This is a genomic window from Algoriphagus aquimarinus, assembly GCF_007997215.1.
Classification (GTDB): Bacteria; Bacteroidota; Bacteroidia; order Cytophagales; family Cyclobacteriaceae; genus Algoriphagus; species Algoriphagus aquimarinus_A.
Genome location: NZ_VORW01000006.1, coordinates 169,592 through 187,853, shown reverse-complemented (window position 1 = coordinate 187,853; position 18,262 = coordinate 169,592). Strand labels below are relative to the sequence as shown.

Sequence of the window (18,262 nt, the reverse complement as noted above, 5' to 3'; positions counted from 1 at the left end):
AGGATGCTAAAATACGAGCTGCGGCTAGCGAACAACTCAAATGGGTAATCGATCGAGCGTATGATTTAAATGCTCAGGTGCTTTGTGGGCCATACCATTCTGGATTCACTGTTTTTGCATCACGAGAGCCTATAGAAGAGGAATACAATTGGTCAGCAGAATACCTACATGCTATGGGTGATTATGCCCAGCAAGCTGGCGTATTGTTGACTCCTGAGGCATTGAATAGATTCGAATGCTATCTCTGCAATACCATGGAGCAGCTTTCCTATTTGCTCAAAAAGGCAGATCACCCGAATGTACAAGCGATGTTTGATACGCATCATGCGAATATTGAGGAGAAAAAGTTGGGTGATGCGATCAAGTATATCGCACCTCAGTTAGGGCATTTCCATATTTCGGAGAATGATCGCGGCACGCCAGGTTCTGGTCATGTGAACTTTGACGAGACGTTTAAAGCGCTGGCTGATATTCAATATAAAGGTTGGTTGACTATTGAGGGCTTCACCAGAAACGATCCTGCTTTTGCGAACTCCATCGGTGTGTGGAGGAATTTCTCTGAGCCTTGGGACATGGCTGAAAAAGGCTATGAGTTGATTCGAGAAAAACTTGTGAAGTATAGCAAATAGCTTTACCGTCTACTCATCATATAAGCAGTACAATCAAAATATTCTTTGTACTTCTACAAAAATAACATAACATCATTATCCAAATACAAACTATTTGGCTCAAAACCAAAAGTATAACCTCTTATAAGCCATGCTTAATAAACCCTCCCACCACCTCTTTCTCCTATCTATAATAGGACTCCTTACTTTTCAATGCACCCAAAAGGAAACCATCGAGTTAAAACCAAACAGCCGAATCGCTCTGATTGGAAATAACCTAGGATCCAGAATGATGGATTATGGGAACTTTGAGACCGAGATGCAACTCAGGAACCCTGAGAAGAACCTCTACATCAGAAACCTTTCAGATCCGGGAGACACTCCAGGCTTTAGACCTAGATCTGGCACAAACGATCCCTGGGCTTTCCCGGGAGCCGAAGATTTTCAGGTAGAATATGCCACTCCTTCAGGAAGCATAGGACACTTGGAGAAGCCTGACGAATGGCTGACCCGCCTACAGATGGATATTATTATCTCATTTTTTGGTTACAATGAATCCTTTCAAGGTGTCGATGGTGTAGAAAACTACAAGGCTGAATTGGACGCCTTTATTAAGCATACGCTTCGTCAGAAATATCATGATACGCTTACTCCGAAATTGGTTGTCGTCTCTCCTATCGCTTTTGAAGATCTTTCTGAGAAAATCGATGTGCCTAATGGCAAAACTGAAAATGAAAATCTAAATCTCTACACCGTAGCAATGCGTGAGATTGCGGATAATAACCACGTGCTATTTGTAGATGCTTTCACACCAAGTAAGCAATGGTATCTGGAAACAGAGGAAGATTTGACAATAGATGGTTCACAGCTAAACGAAGCTGGCTACAAAAAATTAGCTGTGCTTTTGGCAGATGAAATTTTTGGAGAGCAAAAAATCCAAACTGAAGCAAACCGTGAACTAGTTCATGAAGCAGTTCAGGAGAAAAACTGGTTTTGGAGAAATGACTACAAAATCCCTAATGGTGTACACGTATTCGGCAGACGATACGATCCTTTCGGGCCTGACAATTATCCTTTTGAATTAGAGAAAATCCGCCAGTTGACCGCGATCAGAGACACAGCAATCTGGATGGCAAATAAAGGCGAAAGAAAAGACCTTGCGGCTGCTGATGCTAATACCACCAAGCTTCCTGAAGTAGAGACCAACTATAACCCTGAAGCAAATGGCAGCCTTGAATATCTATATGGAGAAGCCGCACTGGCAAAATTAAAAGTAGCTCCAGGATACAAAATCGAGCTTTTCGCCTCTGAAGAAGAATGGCCAAATCTGGCGAACCCTGTTCAGCTTTCCTTTGACAACAAAGGCCGACTTTGGGTAGCAACTATGCCAAGTTACCCACATTATAAGCCAGGTGATTCCCGTCCAGCAGATAAGCTTTTGATCTATGAGGATACAGACAATGACGGTAAAGCCGATAAGGAAACAGTTTTTGCAGATGATCTGCATATCCCAGTAGGATTTGAGTTGGCAGCAGAAGGGGTATATGTTTCTCAGGGAAATAACCTGATAATCCTATATGATGATAATAATGACGACAAAGCTGATCGAAAAGAAATCCTTCTAAGTGGATTCGATGATCACGATACACACCATGCCATTTCAGCATTTACTACGGATGAGTCAGGATCTATTTATATGGCAGAGGGAGTATTCCTTCACACCAATGTAGAAACATCCTACGGCCCAGTTCGTGCAACTAATGGTGGTTTTTACAGATACACGCCAAGCAGACATAAGCTCGAGCGGGTAGCTCAAGTAAGCATTCCAAACCCTTGGGGAATTGCTTTTGACGAGTGGGGACAAAACTTCTACGCAGAGACTTCCGGCCCGAATGTAAACTACATGATGCCTGCTACCTTACTTTCCCGCTATGGAAATGCTACGGCTAAAGGAGCAAACCTGATCCAAAAAGATCAAATGGTGAGACCTACTTCAGGTCTTGAATTTATCTCCAGTAGACATTTCCCTGAAGATGTGCAAGGTGATATGATTATCAATAACACGATAGGTTTCCTAGGAACAAAACAACATCAAATGATCGATGAGGAAATCGGATTTTCTACCAAATTCAGACAAGACCTGCTTACTTCCACAGATAGAAATTTCCGCCCGGTAGATATGGAAATTGCACCTGACGGGTCTCTTTATGTAGTGGATTGGCATAATATCCTGATCGGTCACATGCAGCACAACGCCCGTGATCCACTGCGAGATCATCAGCATGGTAGAATCTACAGAATCACCTATCCATCCAGACCTTTAGTTACTCCTGCCAAAATCGACGGAGCAAGCATCCCTGATTTGATGGAAAACCTAAAACTACCTGAGTACAGAACCCGCTACAGAACTCGTCGTGAACTACGTGGAAGAGATAAAGAGGAAGTAGCCAAAGCAGTAGCAGAATGGGCCAGCAAATTGGACAAGAACGACCCAAGATATGAGCACAATGTACTCGAAGCGCTTTGGGTGAGCTGGGGTATAAATAAGGTAAACCAGGACTTACTTGAGGAATTGCTAAAAGCAAAAGACTACAGAGCTAGAGCAGCAGCGGTGAGAGTGCTTCGCTACACTGGGCATCAGGTTTCCAATCAAAAAGAATTGATGACCGAAGCAATCAAGGATGAAAACGGACGTGTACGTCTTGAGGCGATTGTCGCTGCATCCTGGATGCCACGTCAAGAAGGCCTCGAAGTACTTTCAGCTGCTGAAGGAACAGAAATGGAAGAATGGATCACTCCAGCCTATGAAGCCGCAGTAGCACATATTTCAGGACTGTCTGTAAAAGAGAAAAAAGAAGAGGACATCAAGTCCTCTTTAACAGGATCAGATAGAGAACTATTTATTCTGGGTAAGGAGATTTTTGCAAGAGAAGGCTTCTGTAGCACTTGCCATCAACCTGATGGATTAGGTCTTGGTGCCTCAGGTTTCCCTCCACTTGCTGGCACTCCTTGGGTGACTGGCAATGAAGAGCGACTGATCAAAATAGTTTTGAAAGGAGTAATGGGTCCGATTACAGTTCTTGGAAAAGATTATCCAGGCCAGGTACCAATGACTCCATTCGAAGGGATGCTCGACGACTCACAGGTAGCAGCCGTATTGACTTACGTCAGAAATTCCTTTGGAAATTCAGCTTCGCCTATTTCGCCTGATTTGGTGAAGAAGGTACGTGAAGAAGTCAAAGATCATACAGGATTCTTCCAACCTGCTGATTTGCTGAAAGCACATCCTATGGAGAAGTAGATGTAGGATACCTGCCCGCCGTGGTGGGTCGGATGTCGGATGTCGGATGTCGGATGTCGGATGTCGGATGTCGGATGTCGGATAAAGAAAAAATGGGTCAGAGGATTTGAGTTCCTTTTGACCCATTTTATTAATTAGTCAATACCTAAACCCCATTGCCATGAATATACTTAAAACAAGCCTCCCCCTTTTCTTTGCCGCATTACCCATATTTGCCAACGCACAAGAGGCCACCGTGAAATTCCAAAAACAAGTGATAGCCTATGAGAGCACCGAATCTGTAGGTGTTTTCGATGTGGACAATGACGGTACACTGGATTTGGTTTCCGGGAGTTTTTGGTATAAAGGTCCAGGCTTTCTTGATCGATCTCTCATCGGGCAGATCAAGCGATTTGGAGAATATTACGAGGATTTTTCTACCATTCCCATGGATGTAAATGAGGATGGGAAAATGGATTTTGTAACTGGAGGATGGTTTGAAGGGACCTTAGTCTGGAAAGAAAATCCTGGTGACGGCAGCGAATGGAAAACTCACGAAATCGCCAAAACCGGAAACATAGAAACCAGTCGAGGATTTGACATAGACGGAGATGGCGTGCTAGAAATCGTACCAAACACTCCCCGAAAAGCACTCGCCTACTATAAAAAAACAGGGCCAAATGAATTCGAGAAATTCCCCGTGGCAGAAATGCACGGACATGGATTGGGTTTCGGTGATATCAATGGAGATGGTCGTGGCGACTTTGTGATTGCTGAAGGTTGGCTGGAAGCTCCCTCAGATCTGAAAACTGGGAAGTGGATTCATCATGCTGATTTTGACTTAGGCGATGCCAGCATTCCGATGATTGTTGCTGATGTAAATGGAGACGAATTAGCAGATATTATCGTAGGACAAGCACATGGCTTTGGACTTTTTTGGCTGGAGCAAAAGAAAGAAGGAGGTAAAATCAGCTTTGCGAAGCATGAAATAGATCCCTACCAATCCCAATACCACACCATGGAATGGGTGGACTTAGACAATGATGGACAGAATGAACTGGTCACTGGCAAACGCTATCGGGCCCATAACGGCAAAGATCTAGGAGGAAAAGATTATGCCGGTTTGTACTATTTCAAATGGAATGGAGAATCATTTACCAAGAATGTGATCAGCTATGGCCCAATCGGGGAAGGTAAAGGCAGCGGGCTTTATTTTTCTATTGCTGACCTAGATGGCGATGGCTGGAAAGATATCGTAGTGGCAGGAAAAGATGGCTTGGTAGTATTTAAGAATCTCGGTAGACCTGAGAATTAAAGATATCCCGCCAAGGCGCAAAGGCGCAATTAGATGATCAATCTAGCGCAAATCTTTCCCGCCCATTTAGCACAAGTCTCATGATCAGCTTGGCGCAAGTCTCTTGACTTGTGCCTTTTGAAATGCAGTCTTCAGACTGCCCAATATCTAAGTAAAAGAAGTCTGGAGACTTCATTAGAATATGTCCAAGCCCGCCTGTCGTCGGACAGGTCTCAAGACTTGAACAAGTAAATAAGGAAGACTGATCACTGAATACCCCACGCTAAGCGTAGTTTGCAACTACGCTTTACTATTTTTGGAATTTGCAATTCCTATTCTCATAATGGAAGCAAAAGATTAATTTCTAAAAACTCCCGATCTTGCGCTGAAATTTAAATCCTATGAATCTTTTAGAACAAATCTCTCTATCCCCAGAAACCATTGCTTTCACTGATGTACTCGCATATATCGATGCAAACTTCACCTTCACTCCTACCCGTTTCGCCAACGGCGACACGGTAAACGAAGCTGGACAAAACAACGGCAGCTGCAAGATCTTTTCCTTTGCAACGCTGCAAAACCTCACACAAGACCAGACGCTGGCACTTTTTGGCAATTATTACCGAACCGACGTCCTGGGAAATCCCGAAGGAACAGATCATCAAAACATCCGAAACTTTATGCAATCCGGCTGGAATGGGATCAAGTTTGAAGGAGAAGGGCTGGAGGGAAAGTAGAAAAGCGCAATTATTTACTTTAGGCCCTGAAAGGGCTAACTAACAAAGCGAGGGGCTGCACCCATCGCTTTGTTAGTTAGTTGGTTTTTACCAACCTTGAAAGTGGATCTACTTCACCCAGACTGGATCCTCACAGTCCGAACTCAAATCGGATAATTAATACTCTCCCCTCCCACATTTCGCAATATCTACCAGCTCTTCTCAATCAATCTTATCAGCTTCCAGTTTCTTCACTTGTCTTTCAAAAACCTCTCGCATCTCAATCAGCGTGTCGCTGTGGCTTTTCTTTCCAGCTAGATTTTTTTTCTCCAAAGGATCCTTTTTCAGATCATACAACTCTTCATGAGCCAGATCATCCTGATACCTGAAGTATTTCCAATCTTTGGTTCGAAGGCCTTCACTTGCTGGAATGATATTCACTTTCCACAGGTGCTCTGCTACAAATTCCTTTCTGTCCTGTGCTGGATTTTTTCCAATTACGTAATCCGCCAGACTCAAGCCCTGCCATTCTTGGGGGAGATTTCCAGTTGCAAACTCAAGCACAGTAGGTGCTATATCTATATTCAGCGCAAAGTCCGTGATCTCTCTATGCCCTGGATTTCTCGGGTCATAGATGATCATCGGCACTCGGAGTGAATTATCATACATCAGCCATTTTCCTGCAAGCTGTCGCTCCCCTTGAAAATAGCCATTATCGCCCATGAAGATGATCACCGTGTTTTTATCCATTCCTTTTTCGGCCAGCGTCTTGCGGATTTTACCGATCTCCAGATCCACTTCCGAGATCATGCGGTAATACCCCTTCATACTCTTCTGGTATTTCTCCGGCGTATCATATCTCCAGTACCAGCGCGTGCGGTTCTCCCCTTCTTTCACATAGTCCGGCTGCTGATCGAAGTATTTTTGTTGTGACAAAAGCGGTTTTGGGAAGGTCACATCTTCATATAGGTGATCTACATCAGCTGACCAGAAAAACTGATCTTTGGCAGAGTCGTGTGCATGAGGAGCTGAGAAACTCAGCGAAAGCATAAATGGCTTATCCGCTGATTGATTCTTGATGAATTCCTGCGCTTGGTGGGAAGTGTACTTAGTCAGATGAACTGTGTCATTATCGATAGTCTTGTAGAAATACCCGCGTCTATCGTCAAATTTCCCATTTCTATCGTAGCTATCACCCACGTCAAACAACTTGGAGAAACCAGGATAATTCACCCCAAACTTTCCAAAAAACCCGGTCTCATATCCTAATTTTCTCAGTTGAGCAGGATAGGAATTCTGAGCATAACCCTCGTTTAACTCTTGCCCGAAGGTATATCCGTGAGTTCGCTCGTAAAGTCCCGTCAATACACTTGCACGACTCGCCGCACAAATGGGCGTGGTGACGAAAGCATTTTTGAAGTAAACTCCCTGCTCAGCCAACTTGTCCATTTCGGGAGTTTGGATAATATCATTTCCAGAAAACCCTAAGGCATCCCAACGCTGATCGTCGGTAAGAATGAAGATGATGTTTGGTTTTTCCTCCTGCGCAAAAGCAGTAGAATTACTAAGTAGCAAAAAGAAAAAAAGCAGTTTTGAAAAAGGCGAGATATTCTTCATAGTTTCTAAAATACTTAGAAAATGATTATAGAAGTATCCTGTACTGTCATAAAGTCTCCGTTCTAACAGCTAAGTTCCCGCCCTTTCTCAGCCTAGAGAAAAATCCCACCTGAAACTTCGATACGCTGACCATTGATCCAGCGGGAATCCTCTGAGCATAAAAAGGCCACTACTCCGCCAATATCCTCTGGCTCCCCAACGCGTCCCAGCGCAGTTGCACCAGATATAAGCGCTCTTTTCTTTTCATTATCCCGATTCTCACCTCCACCAAACTCAGTGGCTATCGCTCCCGGCGCTACCACATTTGCCGTGATCTTACGTGAAGCTAGTTCCTTAGCCAAGTATCTTGTAAACACATCTACTCCACCTTTCATGGCACCATAAGCGGATGAGTTTGGTAAACTGAATCTAGATAATCCTGAAGAAATATTGATGATTCTGCCACCATCAGCAAGGAGAGGCACTGCTTTTTGAGAAAGGAAGTAAACTCCCTTCAAGTGGATGTCGGACATTTCATCAAACTGCTCTTCGGTAGTTTCCAAAAACGGCACATACAAGCCCGTTCCTGCATTATTGATCAAAAAGTCAAAGTTGTCTCTTCCCTTTTCCGCTTTCAGGTATTCCGCAAGCTGCGCAAAAAACCCATCAAAACTCTTCACCACGCTGGTATCCAACTGCAAGGCTTTCCCTGTCCTTCCCAGTTTCTCTATTTCAGACACCACCTCATCGGCAGCAGTTTTATTAGTATGATAAGTGATCACCAGATCAATGCCTTTTTTAGCAAGATTGATCGCCATATCCCTACCCAAACCGCGGCTTCCGCCTGTCACTAATGCTATTTTACTATCTGTCATAATCTTTGGTTTTTGTTTCTACAAATCTCCGGCTAAATCAGTTCAGCTACTTAGCCAAATTTAGGGATGTTGTAGCCGAATTTAAGCAAGTAGATTTTTTGATTCTCTTTCCTTTTCAACATAAATGAAATCATCTTTAAATGAACTGACGCGTAGAAAAACAGAAATGGAAAAAGGACATAGGATAACTTGTCATTATTCATTTTCTTTATTAAACCTTTTTTATTCTCACCCTTGAAAAAGCTACTACTCCTTATCGTCATCTATTTGGCATTTATCAGTCTTGGATTGCCAGATGCACTATTGGGATCTGCTTGGCCGGCAATGTTCGACTTTTTGAATGTTCCCGTCGATTATGCAGGGATAATCTCGATGATAGTGGCAGCAGGCACCGTTATTTCCAGTCTTTTTAGTGGTAGTTTGATTCAGAAGTTTGGAGAGGCTAAAGTCACTACAATCAGCGTATTCCTGACAGCAATAGCGCTATTGGGATTCTCTTATTCCTATAACTTCCTTTTCCTGTGTTTACTAGGCATTCCTTTAGGTTTGGGTGCAGGAAGCGTGGATTCTGCACTCAACAATTATGTAGCAATCCATTACCAAGCTAAGCATATGAATTGGCTTCATAGTTTTTGGGGAGTTGGTGCGGCAATTGGTCCCATGATAATGGCCGGGTATTTAGCCAAAGGAATTTCTTGGTCTCGAGGCTATAACACGATCGCATGGATTCAAATCGGTTTGGTAGTGCTCCTGATTATTTCACTTCCACTTTGGGACAGAAAACGGGAACCAGATGATCCCGAGCAGAAAGGTAATTCTGATAATCTCTTTACCCTATTGAAAACAATACCAGGATTAAAACAGGCACTATTAATCTTCTTTTGTTACTGCACGATTGAGGCAACTTTCGGATTATGGGGAGCTAGTTTTTTGGTTTTTGAGAAGGGCTACGCTGCAGATCAAGCAGCAAGACTGGTATCACTTTATTATGTGGGTATTACCGCAGGAAGAATGCTTTCCGGTTTCTTAACCAATTACTTCACCAACCGAAAACTGGTCTATTTGGGACAGGCTGTGATTGCAATTGGATTGGGATTATTGTTCATGCCTTATGAAACTTTGCTTTTACCTGGATTTCTGATTGTTGGTTTAGGATGTGCTCCGATCTTTCCAAGTTTATTACATGAAACTCCAGTGAATTTTGGAGAAAAATACTCACAAAAAATCATGGGAATGCAGATGGCCAGCGCGTATGTAGGAATTACGCTGATGCCCTTCCTTTTTGGGAAAATCTCCACACTTACGGGATATTCATCACTAGTGGCTTTTTTAGGAATATTCCTTTTACTTATGACCATACTTACTATTGCATTAAATCAGAAAACAGGGAAGAGGATAACTTAACATAGATCCTAAAGTTATTTAAGCCCCAGTTAGGTGAGTTTGTAACTACACCTTAATTTACTATACAAGAATCAGAACATATCTTATATCCCAGTTGAGACAATTAGTCAATCTCGGCAGATACCACACCCACCATACTATCAGCAGTTCCATAATACAGCAACCATTTGCCTTCGAAATAGACCAAACCTTCCAGAAAGGTCGTTCCCTCTGGGTATTGCCCTGATTTTTCAAAATCGAGTGTTGGTTGAATAAAGGGCGTTTCTACACGATCGAGAAGTTTCCAAGGCTCCGTAGCAGAGAAAAGTGCCTGCCCACCCGTATAGACCCGGTTTCCCAGATTTTTCACTCCAACTTGCTGGGAATTGCCAGCATTGTAAAGCACTACGATTCCATCTTTGGTCAGCACTGGAGGAGGACCTGCCTCTACCAACCATGAATCAAAGTATCCGGGTCTAGGACTAAGTACCGGAACCCGATTTCCCTCATGATTTTCTACCGGCTGCCAGTGGACCAAATCTTCTGAAGTAGCCAGCCAAATGTGTGGCACCCCGTAATACATCCAGTATTTCCCATCTATTTTTGCCGCTGTTAACTTGCCGTCCTTCAGTTCAGTGACTATAGCCCCGGATTTGGATTCTGTATTATGGTATTTTCCATCCTTCCAATCTTTGAAAATCGGCCCATGTTTTTCCCAATTTCGCAAGTCTTTTGACGTGGCGACGGCGAGTCTAGGCACATCCCTATTCCATTGCGTGTAGGTCAGGACATACATTCCTTCGCTAGTTTCTACGATTCGGGGATCCTCAGTACCTCCAGTCCATTCAAATTCCTTTTGATTATCTTCTTTCGGGTAAAAAATCGGTTCAGGCTCCCGCTCGAAAGCAAAACCATCTGCTGAGGTGGCCAAACCAATTCTGGAGGTATGCCCACCAATTTCTTTTTCTCCCAGTTTTTCTTCCGCCCGATAGAGCACAAACACTTCACCGTTTCTAGCTATAGCAGCCGGATTAAATGTAGCCATGGACTCCCAAGCTACAGTTTTGCCAGTCATTGGATCTACAAAAGTCGTTGTGCTCAGCGGAGCGATAATAGGCTTGGCCGCTTCTGGTCTAAGGAAAGGCCCTAGCATCCAGGATTTTTCCTGAGCTTGGAGAGACAAAAAAGAAAATAAGAGTAGGAGGAATGAGATCGACTTCTTCATTTGAGCTGGGTTTATTACACTCAAGATAGACTCTTGAAAGCTGTAAAAAAAAAGTCAATAGAATGCCCAAGTCTAAAGATTCAATAAGTCGACCTTTAGCTATCTCGGATTGCAGTCCTACTTTCGGTTGCCATCTGGTACTTTTCTTTCTCCTGTTCCTATGGATTGGGAAGACAAGGCGCTATATATTCACACCGATCACGATAGAGGTAATGAAGACCGATGATTTATACCAAGCTCTTATAACAGTATAAAAAGTTTAGTTTTTTAACCTAAAAAAAGAATAACATATACCGGTAAATTGGCTAACTAGCTTCACAAAAAATGCATCACTAGGTAAGGCTGAGGCGATCCTAAATGACGAGTACTTCAGTTTTAATTTTTGGTAAACAGGATAAGAATTTGAAATATATAACCAGGGCAGTTTGGGTTTTATCAGTAGTTAGCTTGCTGACTGACACAGCCAGCGAAATGCTATATCCCATCATGCCGATTTACCTAAAAACCATTGGCTTCTCAATCGTACTGATTGGAATCCTAGAAGGTGTAGCAGAGGCAACGGCAGGAATTAGCAAGGGCTATTTTGGTAAGCTTTCAGACCTCTCGGGCAGAAGAGTTCCTTTTGTACAAATTGGCTATGCCTTCAGCACCATTTCCAAACCGATGATGGCAATTTTCACCTTTCCACTTTGGATATTCTTTGCGCGAACTATTGACCGCTTTGGAAAGGGTATTCGCACAGGTGCACGGGACGCAATTCTTTCTGACGAAGCAACTCCAGAAACCAAGGCAAAAGTTTTTGGATTTCATCGTTCCATGGACACCTTAGGTGCAGTCATTGGCCCAATACTGGCTTTGTTATACTTGTATTTCTATCCAGAAGACTACAAGACACTTTTTTATATTGCATTTATCCCAGGGCTATTGGCAGTGCTTTCTTCCTTATATCTAAAGGATAAAAATGTAAAAGAGCATGCCCAAAAGGTCAAAACGCCATTTTTCTCATTCCTACATTACTGGAAAGTAAGTCCTACAGCATACCGGAAAGTCGTTATAGGCCTTTTGGTTTTTACGCTTTTCAACAGCTCTGATATATTCCTCCTGCTTCAGGCAAAACAAGCTGGACTTGACGATACTTGGGTGATCGGAGTATATATTTTCTACAATCTTATTTATGCCCTTTTTGCTTTTCCTATTGGTATTCTTGCTGACAAAGTAGGGCTCAAAAAAATATTCATTATCGGCCTTGGACTATTTTCTATCGTCTATTTCGGGATGTCGGTCAACACTAACCTATATTTTTTTTTCGGACTATTTTTTCTTTATGGTATCTATGCCTCTGCCACCGAAGGTATTTCAAAAGCCTGGATTTCAAACATAACCGACAAGAAAGATACAGCAACAGCAATCGGGACATTTTCCGGACTGCAAAGCATATGCACCATGTTGGCAAGCACACTCACCGGTTTAATTTGGTTTCAGTTCGGAGCCACTACCGCCTTTCTTATGACAGCCACGGTTACTCTTTTTGTGATACTTTACTTCCTGACCATTCCTAAACCTTCAACTTTACCTGACAACTCGAAGAGCTGAGAAAATGCTTGTTAATAGTACATCCCCGACGTTATTGCCTGCCTTTCCCGATTAGTCAGGTAACATAAACGGATAAAACTCTTACTTGTGCCCCTCAGGGCATCGCCCCGAACTCCGTGGCAATAAGCAACCCTTATGGCAGGAGATTAAATCCTCCTTTGGTTAGAATCAAAGTATTTGCGTCAAATGACTCATTTGGCAGGAGCTCTATCATACTTTCGCTTGTCAGTCCTGTCTGCACTGCAACTTTCTCCAATCTAAATCCGGTTTCAGTTTTTTCACGCTGCACCAATACAAAGTTTTGTCCTTCAGATGCGATCACCGAAGTCACTGGCACTACCCATGCTTCTTTCGGATCCATAATCAACTTCGCCTCCACGAACATCCCCGTTACTAGCAAAGCCTCATCTTCTTCGTTAATTAAATCAGCGTGAACATTAATCTGACGATCGCTATTAATAGACTTTCCTACCATAAACACTTCAGCTTCTAACTTCTTACCAGCGAGATCCGGAATAGAAATCTGCACTTTTTGCCCCTTATGAATTCTAGCCGCATCCTTCTCAAAAATCACTAACTCCATATGCATATGTTCGGTGCTGATCAATGTCATTGCTTTTCCTGCCACATCTAAGAATGAACCTTGAACCAAATGAATTGCCTCTACAAATCCATTAATAGGAGAATATACTGGAACTTTAGATCGAATATTTTCGGGCTTCAATTGATCTGCATTGATATTGATCATCGCCAATTGACGCTTCAAACTCTCTGCCTTGGCTTTTGTAGACTGAAAATCTGCTTCAGCTTTCAGGTAGTTCTTCTGTGAAGAAATTTTCTCCCCAAACAAAGTTTTCTGACGCTCATATTCTGCTTGTAAATAACTCAACTGGCTATTTGCTTCCAGAAAATCCTGCTGCAAACGGATAAAATCAGGGTTCTCGAGATAGAAAAGCACTTGTCCTTTTCGAACTGCCTCTCCTTCCAACATCTCTAAACCGCTAACATAGCCTCCGAAATAAGCTGAAATCTCCTGGATACCTTCCACAGGAACTTTCACCATTCCCTGTACCGAAATCCCTTCAGAAAACTCCTCCAACTTAGGGCTTCCCCAAGTCATTTTCATCGTCTCGAATTGCTTGTCTGAAACAGTAATAAAAGGTCCAGAAGTTGTTCCTGCTTCCACTTCTACTGCCTCTGATTCGGGTGCTCCTGATCCTGTGCATTGAAAGAACAACAGGCTGCTAGCCACTAGCGAAATAGACAATATTGATTTTATGGTGTAATTCTTCATTAGTTCAGAAGGTAGTTGATTTCCAAAATAGTTTGTTGATATGCAAATTTGCTTTGCAAGTATTGTAATGTGATCGTCCTGGAATTTTCCATTAATTGGACGTATTGGAGAAAATCAATTTCTCCTTCTTGGTATGATCTCTGAGCTTGCTCAAGTATCTGAAGTGAAAGAGTTTTGCCTTCCTCCTCATAATAGGTGATCACTCGAATGTTCTGATCAAGTTGTCTATGTAATTGCTGTGCTCGGTTTTCCAGTTGATTTCTATATTGCTCTGCTTCCAATTGAATTTTTTGTTGCTGAAATTCACTGCTTTGAACATTAGCTTTTTGAGCACCAAAAAAGAGTGGAATAGCCAAACCAGCATGGAATCCAGGATAGACTTTTGCATTTGCTCCAGGATTTGTCCCACGGAACACGTCCATGGTAATATCAGGAAGAAGCTTTCGCTTTTCGGTTTGAATCTGATACCCAGATTGACTTACGGCACTTTCATAGTATTGTACTCCAGGGTGCGTAGACCAATCTTGCATCAATGAAGTGTCGAGGGTAATCTCTTCCTCCGCAAGCACCAACTCATCTTCCCAGTTTAACAGTAGTTTCAGATGATCCATCGCCATTAGGTAATTCTCATTGGCCTCAGATTTCTTTAACCCAATCTCCTGACGCTTTCCTTCAGCAGTCAATTTCTCCAGATAATTGCTCTCACCTGTTTCAAACTTGCGTGAAGCAGCTCTGGAAAATTCGGAATACAACGAGTCTAGGTAATTGTAGTTTCGGATCAAGTCCTGCCAATATTTCACCTGAATAAATCCTTTACTTATCTCACCAGTCAACTTTCTCTTTTGCAGTTCAAATTGGCTGAGCTGCATTTCTGCTCCGGCTTCCAGCGCATTTCTTTGTGCGCCATAGAGTGTAGGAAAGGCAAGGGTTTGACTAATTCCCCACTTCCTGTTGAAGACTCCGTTTTCAGCGATATCATTTTTATCTTCTGAATAATAAACGTTGGTCTTATCCAGATTCCAGCCTTGACCAATCTTGGTATTAGCCATCTCTAAAGATTTGTCTGCTGCTTTAAGATTGAGATTTCGTTCCATTCCTATTTCTACTGCCTGCTCCAATGTTAATGGAGTTTCTTGTGCTTTTGCAGCAAAAGAAATCATGGAAATAAGCACCAAGGAAGTCAAGACTTTCTTGGAAGAGGAAGAAGATCCTCCTGATTTGGTTTTGAATAATACGTACAAAACAGGAAGTACAATCAGTGTCAGGAAAGTAGCAGAAATCAATCCTCCAACTACCACCGTTGCTAATGGACGCTGAACCTCTGCACCTGCCGAATTAGAGATTGCCATTGGCAAAAAGCCAAGTGCCGCCGCTGCCGCAGTAAGCAGCACCGGTCTTAAGCGCTCTTTTGCCCCTTTAATTACTAAGTCCTTGATATTGGTATAATGTGATTCCATGGATTTGAAATGTTCGATTAGTACGATTCCATTCAGCACTGCAATACCGAAAAGGGCAATGAATCCAACGCCGGCAGAAATACTGAAAGGCATGTCTCTCGCCCATAGTAGGAGAATTCCCCCTATTGCCGAAAGTGGAATCGCTGAATAGATCATCAGTGCATCTTTGGTAGATGAGAATGCAAAATAGAGCAGAATAAAAATCAGGAATAGGGCAACTGGAACGGCAATCATAAGTCTATTTCTAGCTTGTTGAAGGTTTTCAAACTGTCCACCATAATCCACTCTATAACCTGCCGGCAAATCAATTTGATTGTTCACAATAGCCTGAATATCATCCACTACAGACTGAAGATCTCTATTACGCACATTCACCCCGATTACTACTCTTCTCTGGGTATTATCCCGTGAAATTTTCGCTGGTCCTTTCGTATAGCTGATTGTTGCCAATTCCGAAAGCGGCACTGAACCTCCATTTGGAAGCTGAATAGATGCTTGCTCCAGATTTTTGATATCCTTGCGGAAAGGCTCTGCAAATCTCACCACAAGATCAAATTGCTTTTCACCTTCGAAAACAGTTCCTGCAGTCATTCCTGCAAACCCCATGGTAACTATCTGATTCAGGTCAGAAATATTCAATCCAAACTTTGCGATTTTGCCTCTATTGTATTCAATTTTCATTTGAGGCAACCCATCCACTTTTTCTAAAATAATATCTGCGGCACCTTCTACACCTTGGATGGCAGCTTCAATTTCCTGAGCAGTACTAAGCAACACATCTAAATCCTCACCGAATACCTTGATCGCCAAATCGGCTCTAACTCCGGTAATCAGTTCGTTGAACCTCATTTCAATCGGCTGGGTAAATTCAAATGCCATCCCTGGAATAATGGAAAGTGCCTCCTTGAATTTCTCTGCTAACTCATCCTTGGTTTCCACTGTAGTCCATTCAGATCTAGGTATTAAGGTCACGATCACATCACTTTCCTCCATGGACATAGGATCAGTAGGAATCTCAGCGGCACCTATTCGGGTCACAATCTGATTCACCTCAGGGAATTGCTTCAATATTTTCTCAATCTCTGTGATAGTTTCTACTGTGTTGGTCAGCGTGGTTCCAGTTTTCAAAAAAGGTTGAATCACAAAATCCCCTTCATCCAGTGTAGGCACAAATTCAGAACCCATGGTAGTGAAAATCAAGATCGTACCGACTAATAACCCAAAAGCTGTAATCAACACAACTTTGGTATGATCTAATGCCCAGGTGATCGCAGGCTCATAAACCTTGGTGATTCCTTTGATGATTCGTGTGGAAATGTTCTTAGGGCCTGGAGGTGTAGTCTTTAGGAAAAGAGCTGACACTACCGGCACATAAGTCAAACCCAGGATCATTGCGCCAACCAAAGCAAAGGAGAATACTTCTGCCATTGGGCGGAACATCTTGCCTTCCACTCCTGTAAGTGATAAAATCGGAATAAATACGATGATGATGATAATCTGTCCAAAAATCGCTGAATGCATCATTTTGGAAGCTCCTCTGAAAGAGATCTCATCTTTCTTTTCTTGTATTTGATCCTTAGTAAGTCCGACAAGCTGACTATCTGCTTTGGTAAATTGGAAGGCAATGTATTCCACTATAATCACCGCTCCATCGATGATAATCCCGAAGTCAATTGCTCCAAGACTCATCAGGTTGGCATCCACACCAAAGATGTACATCATGGAAAGTGCAAAAAGTAAAGCCAATGGAATTACAGAAGCTACCACCAATCCAGACCTGAAATTTCCAAGAAGTAAAACGACTACAAAAACCACGATCAAACAACCTAAAATCAGGTTTTCTGCAATGGTAAAAGTTGTTTTACCGATCAATTCAGAGCGATCCAGAAATCCGTTGATGACCACACCTTCAGGAAGCGAAGTTTTCATTTCTTCTAAGCGAGTTTTCACCCGATCAATAGTCCCTTTGGAATCTGCACCTTTCAGCATCATCACTTGACCCAAGACTTTTTCGCCTTCGCCATTTGCTGTGACTGCTCCGAATCTATTTGCATGACCAAAGCCAACTTCAGCTATATCCCGAATATAAATAGGAGCGCCGTTTCTTACATCTACAACAATATTTCCTATGTCTTCTAAGCTGGCAACTAGCCCTTCACCCCGAATGAAGAAACTTTCATTCGTTTTTTCAATGTATCCGCCACCAGCGATAGAGTTGTTCATTTCCATTGCCTTAAACACATCAGCAATATCGATTTGCATGCCCTTCAATCGCTCAGGATTGATAGCTACTTCATATTGCTTCAGGAAACCGCCCCAAGTATTCACCTCCACTACACCTTCGATTCCAGAAAGTTGACGTCTCACCACCCAATCTTGGATTGTTCGAAGATCAGTAGTAGTGTATTCACTTTCATAGCCAGGCTCTACATCAATCACATATTGATAAATCTCTCCAAGACCTGTGGAAATAGGCCCCATCGTAGGCGTTCCAAAACCAGCTGGAATACTTTTTTCGGCCATTTTGATCCGCTCTGCGATCAGCTGCCGAGGGAGGTAGGTCCCCATTTTGTCTTCGAAGACGATGGTAACTACCGAAAGTCCGAACTTAGAAATGGAACGAATTTCGACTATACCTGGAAGATTTGCCATCTCCAATTCTACCGGATAGGTCAGGTATTTTTCTACATCTTCAGTAGCGAGATTTCGTGAGGTAGTGATCACCTGCACTTGATTTGTCGTCACATCTGGAACTGCGCCTATTGGGAGGTTACTTAGGGAGTAAACCCCAAAACCTATCCAGGCTGCTATAAAAATGAATATAATGAGCTTATGCCCTATACTCCATTGGATAATTTTATCTAACATGCGGGAGGTAATAATTGAATTACAAAATTGGACTATTACCTTCTTAATGCACTAAAAACTCCCTTAAGATTGC

General features: G+C 42.6%; 11 protein-coding genes. 6 read left to right on the top strand and 5 right to left on the bottom strand.

All coding sequences use genetic code 11. From position 1 onward, the window contains the following. The 4 genes from ESV85_RS12060 to ESV85_RS12045 form a co-directional block, all read left to right on the top strand. The coding region (locus ESV85_RS12060) for a sugar phosphate isomerase/epimerase family protein (protein WP_146917922.1) at window positions 1-629 on the top strand (629 nt) is incomplete at its 5' end. Window positions 630-759: 130 nt separating this feature from the next. Continuing rightward, window positions 760-3,909 carry a PVC-type heme-binding CxxCH protein gene (locus tag ESV85_RS12055; protein ID WP_146917920.1) on the top strand — a complete coding sequence of 1,050 codons (3,150 nt, stop codon included), beginning with the start codon at window positions 760-762 and terminating at the stop codon, window positions 3,907-3,909. A 160-nt stretch (window positions 3,910-4,069) separates the two neighbouring features. Continuing rightward, a complete protein-coding gene (locus ESV85_RS12050) occupies window positions 4,070-5,203 on the top strand; it encodes an FG-GAP repeat domain-containing protein (protein WP_146917918.1) in 1,134 nt (377 codons plus the stop codon). Window positions 5,204-5,583: 380 nt separating this feature from the next. Continuing rightward, the gene (locus ESV85_RS12045) at window positions 5,584-5,919 is read left to right on the top strand and encodes a HopJ type III effector protein (RefSeq protein WP_146917917.1); all 336 of its coding nucleotides are present in this window, start codon (window positions 5,584-5,586) and stop codon (window positions 5,917-5,919) included. A 201-nt stretch (window positions 5,920-6,120) separates the two neighbouring features. Here ESV85_RS12045 and ESV85_RS12040 read toward each other — a convergent pair whose 3' ends face one another. Together ESV85_RS12040 and ESV85_RS12035 are read right to left on the bottom strand one after the other, a co-directional pair. Further along, window positions 6,121-7,515, bottom strand: coding sequence for a sulfatase (locus ESV85_RS12040; protein ID WP_146917915.1), 1,395 nt, complete (start codon window positions 7,513-7,515; stop codon window positions 6,121-6,123). Window positions 7,516-7,607: 92 nt separating this feature from the next. Next, a complete protein-coding gene (locus ESV85_RS12035; protein WP_191321995.1) occupies window positions 7,608-8,369 on the bottom strand; it encodes an SDR family NAD(P)-dependent oxidoreductase in 762 nt (253 codons plus the stop codon). Between the two features lie 234 nt (window positions 8,370-8,603). Between ESV85_RS12035 and ESV85_RS12030 the strand changes: the two genes are divergently transcribed. Continuing rightward, window positions 8,604-9,773 (top strand): MFS transporter, encoded by a 1,170-nt coding sequence (locus ESV85_RS12030; protein ID WP_146917911.1) that lies wholly within the window; start codon window positions 8,604-8,606, stop codon window positions 9,771-9,773. 103 nt (window positions 9,774-9,876) lie between these two features. On the opposite strand, the gene ESV85_RS12025 is transcribed toward ESV85_RS12030, so the two are convergent. Continuing rightward, window positions 9,877-10,977, bottom strand: a complete 1,101-nt coding sequence (locus ESV85_RS12025; RefSeq protein ID WP_146917909.1) for a glycoside hydrolase family 130 protein — start codon at window positions 10,975-10,977, stop codon at window positions 9,877-9,879. Between the two features lie 402 nt (window positions 10,978-11,379). Here ESV85_RS12025 and ESV85_RS12020 point away from each other — a divergent pair, with 402 nt between their 5' ends. Beyond that, window positions 11,380-12,570: an MFS transporter gene (locus tag ESV85_RS12020; RefSeq protein ID WP_146917907.1), complete on the top strand. Its 1,191-nt coding sequence runs from the start codon at window positions 11,380-11,382 to the stop codon at window positions 12,568-12,570. Between the two features lie 133 nt (window positions 12,571-12,703). Here ESV85_RS12020 and ESV85_RS12015 read toward each other — a convergent pair whose 3' ends face one another. Together ESV85_RS12015 and ESV85_RS12010 are read right to left on the bottom strand one after the other, a co-directional pair. Beyond that, window positions 12,704-13,864, bottom strand: a complete 1,161-nt coding sequence (locus ESV85_RS12015) for an efflux RND transporter periplasmic adaptor subunit (RefSeq protein WP_146917905.1) — start codon at window positions 13,862-13,864, stop codon at window positions 12,704-12,706. Next, window positions 13,864-18,189: a CusA/CzcA family heavy metal efflux RND transporter gene (locus ESV85_RS12010; RefSeq protein WP_146917904.1), complete on the bottom strand. Its 4,326-nt coding sequence runs from the start codon at window positions 18,187-18,189 to the stop codon at window positions 13,864-13,866. The genes ESV85_RS12015 and ESV85_RS12010 overlap by 1 nt, the downstream gene beginning before the upstream one ends. Between the last annotated feature and the right edge of the window lie 73 nt (window positions 18,190-18,262).